This window comes from Marinobacter sediminicola (genome assembly GCF_031157525.1).
Lineage (GTDB): Bacteria > Pseudomonadota > Gammaproteobacteria > Pseudomonadales > Oleiphilaceae > Marinobacter > Marinobacter sediminicola.
Genome location: NZ_JAVIXR010000015.1, coordinates 19,599 through 35,240, shown reverse-complemented (window position 1 = coordinate 35,240; position 15,642 = coordinate 19,599). Strand labels below are relative to the sequence as shown.

Sequence of the window (15,642 nt, the reverse complement as noted above, 5' to 3'; positions counted from 1 at the left end):
ACTCTTGCCTGTTTGTAATTCTCATTTGACCGGAGTTAATAAAAAAACCGGATGAAAGGACTTGTCCAGCGGGTGTTAAACGCCAGCGTCGAGGTCGACGGTCGTGAAATTTCGCGCATAGATACCGGTATTTTAGTGTTGCTAGGTGTGGAGCGGGGAGATGGGCAAAATGAAACACAACAGTTGCTTCGGAAAATACTTACCTACCGCATCTTTCCTGATGAAGCGGGGCGCATGAACCTTAGTGTGTTAGATGCAGGTGGCGCCTTGCTTGTCGTACCCCAGTTTACACTTGCTGCAGATACCTCCTCAGGTACACGTCCTGGATTTTCATGTGCTGCTGCCCCTGATTTGGCAGAAATTCAGTATGCCAGCTTCCTTGATCTGGCACGGGCGGAGCTTGGCGCAGCAAGGGTTGGAGAAGGTTTGTTCGGTGCAGATATGAAGGTAAGTCTGATTAATGACGGGCCGGTAACTTTTATGCTTTCAACCCGCTGAGTGTTGTTGCAAACTTGTTTAGGCAAACGTTAATTTACCCGCACGCGAAGCGCGGAAGAGCCCAGGCCAAAGTTGTAATGGAATAAGGATTTGCATTTTTGGCATTAAATGAGTTAAAAAAATGACATGAAATGTTTGCAAAGTAAGCGTTCATGTATTAAAAGTGAGTCATCATGCGGCGCATTAAGAGTGTGCCATAAGTGACTGAAGCATAAAGAGCTGACTGGTCGTAGATCTTTATGATAAGAAAAGTTGCTTCTTTGTCATAGATTTGACATGTTGCAAACCTAAAATAAGAGCCATCCGGTTTTCTGGGGCAGCTTATAGAAATCGGGATTAACCCGTTGTTAAAACCTGAAATAACTCGCAAAAGGACATACAACATGAAGAAGACTCTCATTGCATCAGCTATTGCTGCCGTCGCTTTTTCCGGCACCGCTATGGCTCAGGAAAGCAACCTGCCATCGGTTTACGGTAATATTCAGTACGCAGTCATGTACCAAGATGTGGACGGCGGCAACTCCAGCATTGAGCACTTGGACAACGGTTCTACCCTTGGTGTGACCCATAACCACGAAGTCGCTCCAGGCATTACCGGCTTTTTCAAGCTTGAGCTGGAAGGAATTGGTGCTGACGACAAGGCAGCCAGCAATGGCATCAGCTCTCTTGATGAGGCCTACATTGGTATCAAGGGTGATAGCTTCGGCCAGATTTGGGTTGGTTCCGACGATTCCCGCTACGAAGACGCGATTAGTAAGATCAGCAACTACTGGGAAGCTATTGGATCTGGCACTAACACCGGCCACGATACAGGCGAAGGCGATCTGGTTCAGTACAGCTCCCCTAGCTTTGGCGGCTTGACGCTGAGCGGTGCCGTGCAGATCAACGGTGACGGCGATGCGCGCTCGAACAAGAAGTCCTACCCGTACCAGTTGGCAGCGACTTACTCTGTAGACTCGCTGGAGCTGGCGGTTGCTATGGACTCCAACGACGGTGGCAACTCATACAGCAGCACAGGTCCAAGTGTTAACAACGAAAACACCTACGGTCTGCGTGCAACATACGCTGCCGGTGATCTGAGCCTGACCGGTTCTTTCCAGACCCGTAAAGATGTAGCTGATGCGTTTGGCCTGTTGGCTACCTACACCATGGGTGCAAATCGTTTTGCACTGGGTTACGGCTTTGTTGACGCTGACTCGGGAACCGAAGGTTCTACTATCAGTGCGCAAGCCCTGCACAACCTGTCTAGCAACATGTATGTTTATGTTGAAGGTCAGTTGGCAAACGTTGATACCGGTGTGACAGATACCGATGCCTCAGCTTTGGCAGTTGGTGCGACTTACTACTTCTGATCTGACTTCCGTCAGCTAGAAGCAGTTTGAAAAAAACCGGCGACCGAAAGGTCGCCGGTTTTTTTATAGTTAAAAACGGATGGCGATTTTGTTATGGCTCAGGAGTTGGAAGTTAAGCTCACCCTCAACAGGGGTGTAATAGTTGAAGCTCTAGCATGGCTGCAAGCCCAGCCGGAAGCACGAGCAGGCAGTAAAAAATCCCTTGCAAACTGCTATTACGACACCCCTGATGCCGAGCTTAATCGTCGGCAAGCCGCTCTTCGTGTGCGCCAAGCGGGTAGTCAGTACATACAGACACTAAAAACCCGCGGCGAGTTCGTGAACGGCGCGCACCGCCGCGATGAATGGGAGTGGCCAGTTTCGGGCCCTTCTCTTTCGTTGAGGCTGCTGGCGGAGACCTCGTTGGGCGATTATGGGTATTTGGCGCGGCTAGCGCCGGTGTTTGAAACCAATTTTACCCGCCAAGTGATTATGCTGGACGATGGTAAGGCGGTGATTGAATGTGCTGTAGATGAGGGCGTCATCGCCGCTGGCGGACAGGAAAAGCCGCTGCACGAAGTGGAGTTTGAGCTTGTCTCGGGCGATCCATCCAGGCTGCTTGTATGGGCAGAAACGCTCGCCCGGCAATTCCCGGTGTTTCTGAATCTGATCAGTAAGGCTGAGCAGGGTTACTACCTTGCGGGAATACATGTTACGGCCGAAGATAACGACGTACAGGTCGACACGCATGATGACCTTGATCGCCTTTTACACCGGCTTAGTCATGCCTGGCTTGTGCAGGGGAGCGTATCGCTTGATGGACTGGATGTTCAGGCGCTGGCTGTGAAGGCGGAAGCTTCCGGGCTGGGGCAGTCCTTTGCCACAGTAGTTGAGGCCTTGGCCAAGGGGCAGTCTTTGGAGGATTTGCTGGACAAGCCAGAACTTGGTCAATGTCAGCTTGGCTTGCTGGCGAATCGAGCAAGGCGCTCGCTAGGCCCCTAAAATCAATGTGGCGATACTGAAATAGATCAGTACACCGCTTACGTCGGCAATGGTTGTGATAAGCGGAATGCTGGCTGCAGCAGGGTCAATGCCCATTCGATTGAGCAGCAGTGGCAGCAGGATGCCTATTAGCCCGCCGGCAAGCACAACCGCAATCATGGTGATGGCTACAATTGTGGCTATAACCATCTCCGTGCGAAATATGCCTACAACCCACACCGTCAGCGCCATGCTCAGGCCGAGGGCGGTTGCCACGAGTAGCTCTTTATTAAACAGGCGAAGCCAATCGCGGTTTACCACATCTCCCGTTGCGATGCCCCTTACAACCAGTGTGGCGGATTGTGCCCCTGCGTTGCCAGCGCTGGCAACCAGGAGTGGCATGAAGAACAGCAAGGCCAGATGAGCGCCTATGATCTCTTCAAAATGCGCGATGCCGGCACCAGTGAAGATGTTGGCAAACACCAGAATAACTAACCACTGGATGCGGGATCGGTAGAGTGAAAAAGGTGAGGCCAGAGTAATGCCTGAATCGAGATTGCTGACCGTCCCGCCTTTGTGAATGTCTTCCGTGGCCTCTGCCTCGATAACGTCCATGGCGTCATCGTAGGTGATGATGCCCGCAAGGCGGTTGTGGTCGTCTACAACGGGTAGTGCCAGGAGGTCGTACTTGGCAATCAGCCTGGCTACATCGTCCTGCGACGTGTTCGTGTGCGTGGTCACCAGGCCCGTGGCGAGCAGGGAGTCGATAACGGTGTCGGGCTTGGCAATAATCAGTCGGCGCAGGGACACCACGCCGATCAGCACTTGGTCCTCATTAATCACGTAGGACTGGTAGATGGTTTCTTTGTTTTCTGCTGTTTTGCGCAGGATGTCTATGGCTTTATTCGCGGTGATGCCGGACTCAAACACCGCGTAATCCGTGCTCATCAAAGCGCCAGCCGTGCCCTCTGGGTATGCCAGAAGCGCGGTAAGGTCTTCCTGATCTTCCTGATCAAGCTTTTTGATTAGCTGTTTCTGACGAGGCTCTTCAAGCAGGTTGAAAAAATCAACCCGGTCGTCCGATGGCATTTCTGTGGTAAGTAATGCCAGTTCAGCCAGAGGTGTTGTTTCGGTTAGTAGCAGCTGGGTGTCCGGGTTGGTATAGCCCAGAACTTTCGCTCGTAGAGCAATAGGGAGGCCCTGAAACAGAGCGCGGCCTGTTTCTCCCTCAATATTTTGCTCGATAAATTCGGCAAGGTCGGCAGCGTTGAATAGATTCGCGGCGTCAACAACGGCCGTAGGCTGACCGGATGCAAGCGCATCTACCAGCGGCTGGAAAAGGACGGACTCCATAGACGATGCCTGGGAAAATTGCTCAGTGAGTAGTAGGGTTTGAAGTATTGGTTATGGTCGCATCTTCCTGCATGTTTCTCCATTTTTCCATAAACTTGCGATAGCGCTCCAGAGCCTCTTTAACCACCTCCAGATCCGGCGTGTCGCTGGATTTGACCAGCACGATAAGGCCTTTGCCCTCAATCTCTTCGGTTATGGCCGGGTGACAGATAACCTCGTCGTCATGATTGATATAGGCCAGCGCGGTACCAATGCCATGGCGAATCAATGCGCTGACAATATCGGCCCAGTTAAGATCATCCAGTTCCAGGTCGTAGCGGTGTGGGTGGTCTTGCTCGTAGTTGAACATGTCTTCCAGAACTTTTTCCGACCCGGGAGCCACTACAGAGCGCACCATGATTTCAGGGTAGGTGCGAACCGGGCGAATAACGGCCCGAACTCCAAGTTCTTTGTAACGGCTGCGGTTGGTGTCTGTAACGCACTCTACGGTTGTTTTCTGGCCCAGATTGAGCTCGCCAAGGCGGTGGGATATGTCGAAAGTGAGGCTGTCTGAATGTGGGTCGGATTCGTCAGCAGCCAGAACAACAATGTGCTTGGCGCTGCCCGCGTGCACGGCCTTCAATGCTTCGGGATCGAACCCGGAGCCATGGTAATGAACGATCCCCAAATCGGACAGCTCGGCTGGCAAACCGCTGGGGAATTCCCGGGTAAGTAGCATGATGGGAATGCTCTCATAGCCCTGCACGGCCCGGATTTGCGTTGCAAAGCGCATGAAGTACGTGGTGCCGCCATGTCTCGGGGTATTGATAATAACAATGTGGTTGTTCATTTTATAGATCCAGCGTCCGGTGAGAATGCGTTCCCGGCGGTAGAACCGGTACTCGATAAAATCGCTGACAATCAGCGTCATTAATGTAATAGCGCCCACGAATATGAATAAAATGGTGCTGATTCTGCCAATGTAGGTGACGGGTGCGAAGTCGCCATAGCCTACAGTTGCGATGGTGGTCATGGTCATCCAAAGCGACTCGAACAGCGTTAATTCCTCCACCGCCCAGATAATCAGTATGTGGGTGGACAGCAACGCGATCAGAACCATGAACAGGTTTTTTGCCCGCCTCCGGATAAGCCCGCCCATAGGGATTTTGCTTTTTTCATGTTCCGCGTTGAGGGGGAAGCGGTTTCTCAGCATCCGGTGTTGGCCTGTTCAGTCTCGGGTAAGTTCGTTATACAGTAACGGAAATATAACAGAGAGACAGGGGTTTGCATTATGTCCGAGCCATGGAATTGCCTTCCTTTGCCGTTGGCGGATGATGTTTCTGCCAGTTGGGCATCGGTTTTTCCGGGAGGTTTGCCAGGCTGGCTGCTGGCGGATGCCAACGTGTCGGAAGATATTGTTGCCCAAGCCATGGCGCGGAGTCTGTTTTTGCGGCAAACCCTTGAGCGGCATCCAAAGCAGGTGCGCACTCTGTTGGAGTCGCGATTGCTGAGCGAGCCCACCACGCCAGAGTATCTTCAGGCACGCTGTAGTGAGTACCTTTCGGAAGTAACGGATGAGCCCGGCCTGCATGTGGCTTTGCGCCGTTTTCGCCGGGAGGCGCAGTTCCGCATTATCTGGCGGGATTTGCTGCGTTGGGCTGATCTGGCGGAGACCATGGCGGCGACCAGTGCATTTGCTGAGGTGTGCGTTCAGGGTGCGCTGGACTGGCTGAACGAAGCCGCTTGTGAGCAGTATGGCACCCCTTGGGGAGTAGATCCGGTGACAGGTGCGGAAGCGCCCCAATCCTTGATTGTTATCGGCATGGGCAAGCTGGGCGGCCGTGAGTTAAATGTGTCTTCAGATATAGATCTGATTTTTGCCTTTCCCAGCAAAGGCGAAACTCGGGGTGGCCGGCGCTCATTGGACAACCAGCAATTTTTCATCCGGCTTGGGCAGCGTTTGATTCAGGCGCTGGACCAGATCACCGCTGATGGCTTTGTGTTCCGTGTGGATATGCGCCTGCGCCCTTATGGGCAAAGTGGTGCGCTTGCACTGAGTTTCGCCGCACTGGAAACCTACTATCAGGATCAGGGGCGAGACTGGGAGCGTTACGCCATGGTCAAGTCACGTGTGGTAGCGGGTGATCGAAAGGCTGGGGAAGTTCTGATGGAAAGCCTCCGGCCCTTTGTGTATCGCCGCTACATCGATTTCAGCGCGTTTGAGTCACTGCGCAGTATGAAGGCGATGATTGGTCGCGAAGTCCGCAGGCAAGGTCTTGAGAATAATATCAAGCTTGGCAGTGGCGGTATTCGTGAAATCGAATTTGTGGTTCAGGCGTTCCAGCTCATCCGTGGCGGCCGCGACAGAGAGCTTCAACAGCGTGAATTGTTGGTTATTCTGAAAGAGCTCGAGGAGTTGGAGCTCTTGCCTTCGCGGGTAGTCAACGAGCTTCGCGAAGCCTATGTTTTTCTTCGCAACCTTGAGCATGCCCTGCAGGGCATGGAGGACAAACAAACCCAGCTGCTGCCCGAGGATGAGATTTCAAGAGCGCGCATCGCACTGATTATGGGCTTCGACGATTGGCCATGCTGCCAGCATGCTTTGGCACTGCACCGAGAAAATGTAGCAACCCATTTTGCTAACATTATTGCCGCAGAGGAAGGCGAAGACAGTGCCCAGACAACCCTGGATGAAGGCTGGTGTGAACTTTGGCTGGCGGAAGTTGATGAGGCTTCAGATATCGAGTGGCTGGACCAACACGGCTACGAAGATCCAGCGGGCAGTCTTGGTCTACTCGCCAGTTTGCGTGACAGTCGCACTGTTCAGACTATGCAGACGCAGGGGCGTAAGCGACTGAACCAGTTTATGCCGGTGCTTCTGGAAGCGTTATCCGAAGTGGAGAAACCCTCAGAAACCTTGTCCCGTGTTTTGCTTTTGGTTGAAGCGATTTTGCGCCGAACGGCCTACATGGTTTTATTGCTGGAAAACCCCGGAGCCCGCTCGCAACTGGTAAGCCTGTGTAGCGACAGCCCTTGGATTGCACGGCAGTTGGCTGAAACCCCTTTGCTGTTGGATGAGTTGCTTAACGCTGAAAGTCTATACAGCCCGCCGGCGCGAGAAGAGTTGCAGGATGACCTGCGTCAGCAAATGCTGCGGATTTCATATGATGATCTGGAAAACCAGATGGAGTCGCTGCGCCACTTTAAAAAGGCCCACACCCTCCGCGTTGCGGCCTCCGAGCTAAAGGGCACCTTGCCTCTCATGAAGGTAAGTGACTATCTCACCTGGATTGCAGAGGTGGTGCTTGATCATGTGGTCGACGTTGCTTTCGCCAATCTGGTCGCCCGCCATGGGTATCCCGGGCAAGCTGAAGGGGCGAGCGGCGGCACGGACTTTGCGGTGATTGGCTACGGAAAACTCGGTGGCATCGAGCTGGGCTACACTTCGGATCTTGACTTGGTGTTTGTTCACACTGCAGACCCAGAGTTAGCAACGGATGGTGATAAACCCATTGATAACGTGGTGTTCTATACGCGCCTTGGCCAGCGCATTGTTCATATCCTGAATGCGCAAACCCCTTCCGGCCAGTTGTATGAGGTCGATATGCGGCTGCGACCATCGGGTAATTCGGGGTTGTTGGTGAGTACCCTGAGTGCATTTGAAAAGTACCAGCGCAACGACGCCTGGACGTGGGAACATCAAGCCTTGGCTCGGGCCCGAGGCGTTGCAGGGAGCAAGCAAACAATTGCAGCGTTTGAGACGGTTCGACACGACATACTTTGCCAGAAACGTGACAAGGATTCCCTGCGGCAGGAGGTGCTGGAGATGCGCGAGAAAATGCGCAGCAATCTGGGTACGCCTGAAAGCCAGCGGGAAGAGACCTTTCACATAAAGCACGATGCGGGCGGCATTGTGGATATGGAATTCATGGTGCAGTACCTGATGCTGGCCTGGAGTGAGGCGCACCCGGAGCTGACCCAGTGGTCTGACAACATCCGGCAAATGGAGGAGTTGGGTCGGGCTGGGGTGTTGCCTGTGGGCGATGCGGAGAAGCTGCGTGAGGCTTATATCGCCTTACGGTCCAGCATTCACCGACGAGCCCTGCAAAATCTTAATAGCCAGGTGGCGAGTGATGCGTTCACAGGCGAGCGGCGATACATTCAGTCCGTCTGGAAGAAAATCATGTTGGTGTCGCCAGCCTAGTGTCGTTCCGCCAAAATTTCCTGATAGAATGCCAAGCTACACTAGGTTTCCAAAAACCGCTTTTTTAGGAGCAACGAAGCATGACGATGGCTGATCGCGATGGCGTTATCTGGCTGGATGGTGAAATGGTCCCCTGGCGTGAAGCCAAAACCCACGTCCTGACCCACACTCTGCACTACGGCCTGGGCTGTTTTGAAGGGGTGCGCGCTTACAACACTGCGAATGGCCCGGCTATTTTTCGCCTGCAGGACCATACCGATCGTCTATTCCGCTCTGCCCATATTCTGAACATGAAGATGCCGTTCAGCAAAGAAGAGCTGAACGCAGCTCAACTTGCAGCGGTTCGTGAGAATAACCTTGATGAAGCCTACCTGCGCCCGATGGTGTTTTTGGGCTCTGAAGGCATGGGTCTGCGTGCGGATAACCTGAAGGTTCATGTAATGGTTGCGGCCTGGAGTTGGCCTTCGTACATGTCGCCAGAAGCCAAGGAAGTTGGCATCAAGGTGCGCACCTCTTCATACACTCGCCACCACGTTAACATCACCATGTGTAAGGCGAAGGCAAACGGCAACTACATCAACTCCATGCTGGCGTTGAACGAAGCTATTGCCAGTGGCTGTGAAGAAGCGCTGCTGCTCGATAACGAAGGTTATGTGGCTGAGGGTTCGGGCGAAAACATCTTTATCATGCGCAATGGGATTCTGCACACACCAGAGCTGACTTCTTGCCTGGAAGGCATTACCCGCCAAACCATTCTGGATTTTGCCGCCGAGTTGAACATTCCGGTGAAAGAGCGTCGTATTACTCGCGATGAAGTGTATGTTGCCGACGAAGCGTTCTTTACTGGTACCGCAGCTGAAGTGCTGCCAATTCGTGAGCTGGACGGTCGTGCTATTGGCGCTGGCAAGCGCGGACCGGTAACCGAGAAATTGCAGGCTATGTATTTTGATGCGGTGAAAGGAAAACTGCCGCAGCATAGCGACTGGCTGACGCACGCAGGGTAATTCCCCTGTGGGGGCGAGCTGCGTCAAGCATATTGGAGGCACTGGAGGTTATCTGGTGTCTTCAGCCGTTAAAGAGAGTTTCCGGGAAGAGTGGTTCGACCCGGATTTCTGGGGTGGGAACGCAGTTTTGATCACCCAAGGTGGCCGAGGCGCTGCCTGGTTTGTTGAAGGGCCGTTTGGCGAGGGTGTATTGCGACACTTTTGTCGCGGAGGCTTGCCGGGTCGTTTTATTCGACGAAGTTATGTATTCACCAGCGAAGATGCCGTTCGATCGTTCGCCGAATTCCGCTTGTTGAATCAGCTTCTCGATGAAGGTTTGCCCGTACCTGAGCCTATTGCTGCAGGCTACCGGTTGCATGGGCCTCTATTCTATAGTGCATCACTGATTATTCGTCGGATTCCCGGTGCAAAGCCAATCTCTGAGTATATTGACTCGTCGAGCGGAGAAATCTGGCAGGCGGCAGGTGCCTGTGTGCGCCGGTTTCACAACGCCAGCGTGAACCATGCGGATTTGAACTGCATGAACATTCTGGTTGCGGATCAAGTCTACCTGATTGATTTTGACCGGGGGCGCATCATGCCAGAACAGGCTGGAGATGGGTGGAAAGAAAGCAACATCAGTCGCCTTGAGCGGTCTACAAAGAAGTGCCTCGGGCAACTCGATGACAAACTGCGAGAGCAGTTCTGGCAGAGATTTATGAGGGGTTACCGGGAGGGCTGATCAGTAAACCGGCGTTTCTCCTGGGGCCGTTCGGCGAAAGCGCTTGTACTCCCACTGATACTGTTCCGGCGCCATTTCAATACATTGCTCCACTGAACGGTTCAGCGCGGCAAGCGATTCGGGCATATCTTTCGACGTCATACCTTCGTCCGCTTTCTTGATGACAATCTTGAACCCTTCGCCGTTGGGTAGTCTCTGGGCAAAGGTGATCAGCGGCTGCGCGCCCGTTTTATGAATCAGTTTTGAAGAGAGTGTCATTGTGGCTGTGGGGATGCCATAAAATGGTGCGAACTCACCGCCTTCCAGTCTTGGGGTTTGATCTGGCAATATGCCTACGACACCACCTTCCCGCAAAATGGTAAAGAGGCGAATGATGCCTCGCCGATCCGTCGCGACCAGTTCAGAACCGCTGCGACTTCTGACATTCTTGATGTAGGTTTCAAACTCTTGGCGGTTAGGCGGGCTGTAAAGGGCTGCCATTTTATAGCGGGAAGCAAAGAACAAACCTGCAAGTTCCCAGTTGCCCAAGTGTGGCGCAAGCAGGAGTAAGCCTTTGCCGTCTGCCTTGTAGCCATCAAGCAGTTCTTCGCCTTCAATTTCCTTTATCAGACCCAAACAGCGTTCAACCGGCCACTCCCACATTAAAGGAATCTCCATCGCTGTGGCACCGGTTTCGCGAAGGCTCTGGCGGCCCAGGAGTTCCCGTTCCGCATCTGTAAGATTTGGATAACAGGCAAGCAAGTTTTTGCGGGTGGTTTCTACAGAACGACCGCCCAATCTCCAAACCAGGCCGCCCAGAAAACGGCCAATGTTTTGAGCCCAGCGGAGGCTGAGTAAGGAAAGTAAGCGAAAAGCCAGAGCGATGAGTTTGCCGGACACAAGAAAAATCCAATCAGCGGGATGCAGATCGGAAAAGTACCACTGTCATCTGGTCCGTACAAGTTGGGGGCTGTTTGGTTAACAGATGGTTTCCTGTATTTGAGACCGCGCCATGTTAGAATTTGCCGCTTTAAGGAATGACGCCCGGAGGAAATCCACCCCTTCAGTCGGGCGCAAGAATCAGGCGCGACTCGGGCAGCAATTATGTGGAATTTGATCGTACTGGCTTTTTATCGGTTTGCGGCAGGTGGCTGGATACCGGCCGCATGGTTTGAACCCAATCTACCGCCAGAAAAGGATCGCGCTGCCCGCACGGGGCATCTGAGTGTTGAAGTTGTCAGCCACTGCTGGAACTACTCACATTTCCTTGTTTATCAGCTTAGCTCTGTGGTGCTTTTTCCGCCTGAGAAGCTTGATGTGACGATGACCGTTTTTTACAGCCCGGAAGATGCTAAAACAAAAGCACTGTTGGATTTTTTTGGTCAACAGGTGGTTCCGGGTGTTAGCTGGAACTGGCAACCAATTCCAAAACAGCAGCTTTTTCGTCGCGGTATTGGTCGCAACCGCGCCGCCCTGGCAACAAAGGCAGACTGGGTCTGGTTTACTGATTGCGACCTGATGTTTCGTGACAACTGTCTGGATGCCTTGGCAGAAGCGTTGCAAGGCCGCCAGAACGCATTATTATTCCCGGAAATCGAACGAACAACGGACTTGCTGGCGGAGAACAATCCCATGCTTCAGGCGGGCTCGTCTGAGCCACAAGTGCTCGATATTGACACCTCATCGTTTACCTCACGGCAAATATCCAAGGCAACTGGGCCACTGCAGATCGCCCATGGTGACGTTTGCAGAGCTGTCGGCTATTGCCGGAACATTGGGTTGTATCAGCAGCCGGTAGAGAGCTTTGCAAAATGCCATGAAGACCGAGCATTTCGCTGGTTATTGCGCAGCCCAGGGGAGCCGATTTCGATTCCGGGTGTATTCCGGATTCGGCACGTTGCGAAAGGGCGGTATAGCGGCAGTGAAACCCGCAGTCGGCTCAGAACCTGGTTGCGGGTTTGGCAGTCACGTCGGCGGGACAGGAGCGCGAAATGATGGATGCAGCGCCGTCATTCATCCTTATAACGCCCACTTGGTCTGGCGATCTTGAGCACTTCAGGCTGTTACGAGCCTCGATAGAGCGCTCTGGGTTGCGGGATATTCCGCATGCAACCGTCGTCCAGGCTGAGGATAGGCATGCCTTCAGTGGTTTTGAGGGCGGTTCTCTTACTATGCTCAGTACAGCCGACGTTCTACCTGCAGCACTAGAGCAAAGGCGGCTGAAGGCACGGGCTTATGAACGACTGTTCGGGCGCCATGTCACCCGTATTGCCGGAAGCTTGTCCAGAAAAATCGGTGTGCCGTCCTGGCCGCACTACACCGGCTGGCACACCCAGCAGATATGTAAACTCAAGCTGGCGGCGGAGTCTGAATGTGACTATGCGGTTGTTATTGATTCTGATGTGGTTGTCTGCCCGGATGCAACGCCAGCGGAGCTCTTGCCTGCAGGGAGTGCCATCGCCTGTTATGCCACATGGGGCTCGCCAGAAAGTCTGATTTCAAAAGTCCGGAACTGGGTGAATCAGGCGAGTCTCTTGGTCCATGCAAAGCCTGAACATAATGGCCGCATCAATGATTACTTTGATACTCCTTTTATAATCCATGTGCCGACCCTGAGAGCCTTGTTTGAGTGGCTTGAATCGGAACATGGTGAGCCTTGGTGGAGTGTTTTGCTTAAGCAACCTCCGCGTAGGTGGTCTGAGTTTGCAACCTACAAAGCATTCCTGGCTCGTAGACAGACGGAATATGGCCAGAATGTCGTTTGGGCAGATACAGGGCATATCCGATATATTTTCGATACCAGCGATGCAGAGCGCCTTTCTCACGAAGTGGCTTTGTGCTTCAAGGACCCCTCTATAAAATTCGTGACTATTCATTCCCAAAGTACGGGGCGGAAATTATGGTCGGTTGAGGATTGGTCTGGCCAGCTTATGAATTTGATTACTACACAGGACGGGCTGAATGACTGACGTTAAATGTTCGCAGCATGCTGAATGGACAGGGCAGTATCCTTTGGTTCTTGTGGTTAGTCTCGTGCGCGCAGCTGAGAGAAGGGCAGCCATTGAAACTCAATTCGCCTCACTTGAATTAGAGTTTGAGTTCTTCGATGCGGTTGATGGAAAGGACGGTCACGCGCTGTTTGATCACTACGACCCGGTGAAGGTCAGGTCGATCGGCGGAAAGCCGCTTACATATGGACAGCTGGGTTGTTTCGCAAGCCACTTTCTGATTTGGCAGAGGTGCATAGCCTCCAAGCAGCCAATAGTGGTGCTTGAAGACGATGCGCAAATTTTCCCAGCGCATTTCAAAGAGTTTTTACGGTCGATTTCGCTTCTACCGAATAGCGTGGAGTGTGTTCGGTTATTTGAGAATAAAGCACGGAATAACCAATATTATCCCGTCATGGAGCTCGGAAGCCTTCAGCTAGGAAAATATCTCCGAGGGCACATAAGTACTACAGGTTATTATTTGACGCCCACAGCAGCGGAAAAGCTTGTGGCTTATTGCCAGAGTTGGGTAGAGCCCGTAGATCGCCAGATGGATCAGTTTTGGGCCAATGGCGTAGAATGCTATGGCATAGATCCCCCATGTCTCACACATGACCCGGAGCAGGATTCCTTTATGCCCTGGGGGGATGAGCAGAAGGCAAAGCGATCTCTCCGAAGTTACATCAACTGGCGCTCATATATGCTTAGGCAGAAGGTCGGCAGAATTATTCACAACGTCCAATATTTCCTGAGAGCTAGACCTGGAAAGGCACGACCCCAAGAATTCAGTCGTTAGCTGAGAGCGGTTATGCGTCAGAACGGCAATGTTTATGCCTTCGCGGTGGGAACTGCAATTTCACAGGAATAACTATGTCAGCTAGCATCACATTCTGTATCTTCTCGTTCAATCGCGGCGCCTTTCTGAAAAACTGCATTGATTCCATTGAGGCTGCCATTGATCAGCCCGAAATTGTTATATTCGACGACGATAGCAACGACCCGCAAACTCTTGAGTTCCTTGCTGGCATTAAAGACCGCCATCAGGTTGTGTTACCGGAAAAAAAGGGCAGCATCAAGCATGGCGGGTTGTACCACAACATGCAGAATGCCTTGGTTAAGCTGAAAGACCGGAACCTTCTTTGTTATCTTCAAGACGATACTCAGTTGGTAAGACCCATACTGGGGCATGAGGTGATAGAGCTCAATAAGCTGTTTGAATCGAACCCTGCTGTTGCCTTCATTCATCCATGCTTTATCCGGGGTGTCGATCAGTTAAAGCGACCACTGATTCCAGAGCCGGGGCCTGATGCGTCAGTTTTCGTGCGCAAAAATATGGGGCAAAGTGCAGGGGTTCACTATTCCGACCTGGTTATGTTTAAGCCTGCGCGCCTGCTCGCAGCTGGTTGGGAATTTCACCAGTCTGAGCCAGCTAACGATAGTCAGGCCAAGGCGTCTTTCGGCCCTATGTTGTATCTCTGGGCGCCATTTGCCATGTGGTTGCCTGAGGTGCCTGCTTATCGTGGTAAAAGTAAAACGTTAGGCTTGAAGCTTGCGGAGAAGCGTAAGAGGTGTGGATTTTATCCCTTTCGTATGTGGACAGAGGAGCAGGCTTCACGTTTTTTGGCGACGTCCAGTGAGAAGGTGCCCCCCATCGCCGAGCAGTTTCTGGACTGTGAGGGGGAGACGCCTGCCAAGCCGTGGACCTATAACCCTCTTACGGGCTTGAGCATGCTCAAGCATCTCAATAATATTGAGGTTGCTCTCAAGCGATGGCTGCCGATTATACGGAAATGATCGGCCAGCCAGAGTTCGCCCGAGAAACGGGATGATAAACATTCAAACTAATGGTTCTTACTAAATATGCCCCCCAAAATTGTCGTCATAAGCCTAGCGTCGGCTCTCGAGCGCCGAGAGAAAATCTCTCAGCAATTACAATCCCTCGATCTCGAGTTTTCTTTTTTTGATGCGGTTAATGGAAGCAAGGGGCATGACCTTTTTCGACATTACAACTCAATAAAGCGTCGGCGAGAAGAGCCTGACGATATGTCTCCGGGACAGCTTGGGTGCTATGCCAGTCACTATCTGATTTGGGAGCAGTGCGTAGAGTCAGGGCGTCCGATAATTGTTCTTGAAGATGATGCACTGTTATTCCCGGAACGCTTTGGCACTTTTGTAAATGTCACAGAAAAGCTGCCCGAAAACCTCGAGTGTGTCAGGCTATTTTCTCCTTTGCGAAAGAAGAGTACACCTCTGAAGCGAGTGTTTGAGATCAGCAGTATCGAGGTGTTCAAATACTCCAAAGGACACAAAAGCACCACAGGTTATTATCTAACCCCAACCGGGGCTGAAAAGTTTCTCCGGCACGCAAGAGAATGGACTCAGCCAGTGGATTTGGAGATGGATGAGTTCTGGAAGCATGGTGTGGAGAACTATGGTGTGCACCCGGCATGCCTGACTAATGATCAAGAATTTGACTCCATGATTGGTTACGCCAAACAGAAATCGAAACGTGATCTCAGTGTAACGCTTTATAGGAAGGCGAAGCATCTGAATGAAGCCGTTGCACGCACGGTTCATAACCTGAAGTTCCGGTTGCGGTGATATC

Annotated in this window: 14 protein-coding genes; 11 read left to right on the top strand and 3 right to left on the bottom strand. The window is 52.4% G+C overall.

From position 1 onward, the window contains the following. Window positions 1-51: 51 nt before the first annotated feature. From dtd to RG807_RS16125, 3 genes are all read left to right on the top strand, one after another. Window positions 52-498: a D-aminoacyl-tRNA deacylase gene (gene dtd, locus RG807_RS16135; protein WP_309045815.1), complete on the top strand. Its 447-nt coding sequence runs from the start codon at window positions 52-54 to the stop codon at window positions 496-498. A 383-nt stretch (window positions 499-881) separates the two neighbouring features. Continuing rightward, window positions 882-1,850: a porin gene (locus RG807_RS16130; protein ID WP_309045814.1), complete on the top strand. Its 969-nt coding sequence runs from the start codon at window positions 882-884 to the stop codon at window positions 1,848-1,850. 93 nt (window positions 1,851-1,943) lie between these two features. Then, the gene (locus tag RG807_RS16125; protein ID WP_309045813.1) at window positions 1,944-2,831 is read left to right on the top strand and encodes a CYTH domain-containing protein; all 888 of its coding nucleotides are present in this window, start codon (window positions 1,944-1,946) and stop codon (window positions 2,829-2,831) included. Here RG807_RS16125 and mgtE read toward each other — a convergent pair. Further along, window positions 2,820-4,163: a magnesium transporter gene (gene mgtE / locus RG807_RS16120; protein ID WP_309045812.1), complete on the bottom strand. Its 1,344-nt coding sequence runs from the start codon at window positions 4,161-4,163 to the stop codon at window positions 2,820-2,822. The genes RG807_RS16125 and mgtE overlap by 12 nt on opposite strands. A gap of 22 nt (window positions 4,164-4,185) precedes the next feature. Further along, entirely contained in the window at window positions 4,186-5,355 is a 1,170-nt protein-coding gene (locus RG807_RS16115) for a potassium channel family protein (RefSeq protein WP_309045811.1), read from the bottom strand. Between the two features lie 78 nt (window positions 5,356-5,433). Here RG807_RS16115 and glnE point away from each other — a divergent pair, with 78 nt between their 5' ends. From glnE to RG807_RS16100, 3 genes are all read left to right on the top strand, one after another. Beyond that, entirely contained in the window at window positions 5,434-8,346 is a 2,913-nt protein-coding gene (glnE, locus tag RG807_RS16110) for a bifunctional [glutamate--ammonia ligase]-adenylyl-L-tyrosine phosphorylase/[glutamate--ammonia-ligase] adenylyltransferase (RefSeq protein ID WP_309045810.1), read from the top strand. An 80-nt stretch (window positions 8,347-8,426) separates the two neighbouring features. After that, complete coding sequence (locus tag RG807_RS16105; protein WP_309045809.1) at window positions 8,427-9,350, top strand: branched-chain amino acid transaminase; 924 nt, start codon at window positions 8,427-8,429, stop codon at window positions 9,348-9,350. 55 nt (window positions 9,351-9,405) lie between these two features. After that, a complete protein-coding gene (locus tag RG807_RS16100; RefSeq protein WP_309045808.1) occupies window positions 9,406-10,071 on the top strand; it encodes a 3-deoxy-D-manno-octulosonic acid kinase in 666 nt (221 codons plus the stop codon). Here the strand turns inward: RG807_RS16100 and RG807_RS16095 are convergent, their stop codons facing one another. After that, window positions 10,072-10,950 (bottom strand): lysophospholipid acyltransferase family protein, encoded by an 879-nt coding sequence (locus RG807_RS16095; RefSeq protein ID WP_309045807.1) that lies wholly within the window; start codon window positions 10,948-10,950, stop codon window positions 10,072-10,074. A 204-nt stretch (window positions 10,951-11,154) separates the two neighbouring features. On the opposite strand from RG807_RS16095, the gene RG807_RS16090 reads away from it, so the two are divergent. The 5 genes from RG807_RS16090 (at window position 11,155) to RG807_RS16070 (ending at window position 15,638) form a co-directional block, all read left to right on the top strand. Continuing rightward, window positions 11,155-12,045: a glycosyltransferase family 2 protein gene (locus tag RG807_RS16090; protein WP_309045806.1), complete on the top strand. Its 891-nt coding sequence runs from the start codon at window positions 11,155-11,157 to the stop codon at window positions 12,043-12,045. Next, window positions 12,042-13,019: a DUF6492 family protein gene (locus tag RG807_RS16085; protein ID WP_309045805.1), complete on the top strand. Its 978-nt coding sequence runs from the start codon at window positions 12,042-12,044 to the stop codon at window positions 13,017-13,019. Before RG807_RS16090 ends, RG807_RS16085 begins: the two co-directional genes overlap by 4 nt. Then, complete coding sequence (locus RG807_RS16080) at window positions 13,012-13,833, top strand: glycosyltransferase family 25 protein (protein ID WP_309045804.1); 822 nt, start codon at window positions 13,012-13,014, stop codon at window positions 13,831-13,833. The genes RG807_RS16085 and RG807_RS16080 overlap by 8 nt, the downstream gene beginning before the upstream one ends. A 74-nt stretch (window positions 13,834-13,907) precedes the next feature. Further along, window positions 13,908-14,831, top strand: a complete 924-nt coding sequence (locus RG807_RS16075) for a glycosyltransferase (RefSeq protein ID WP_309045803.1) — start codon at window positions 13,908-13,910, stop codon at window positions 14,829-14,831. 66 nt (window positions 14,832-14,897) lie between these two features. Beyond that, on the top strand, window positions 14,898-15,638 hold the full coding sequence (locus tag RG807_RS16070; RefSeq protein ID WP_309045802.1) for a glycosyltransferase family 25 protein: 741 nt from the start codon (window positions 14,898-14,900) through the stop codon (window positions 15,636-15,638). The last annotated feature ends 4 nt before the right edge of the window (window positions 15,639-15,642 follow it).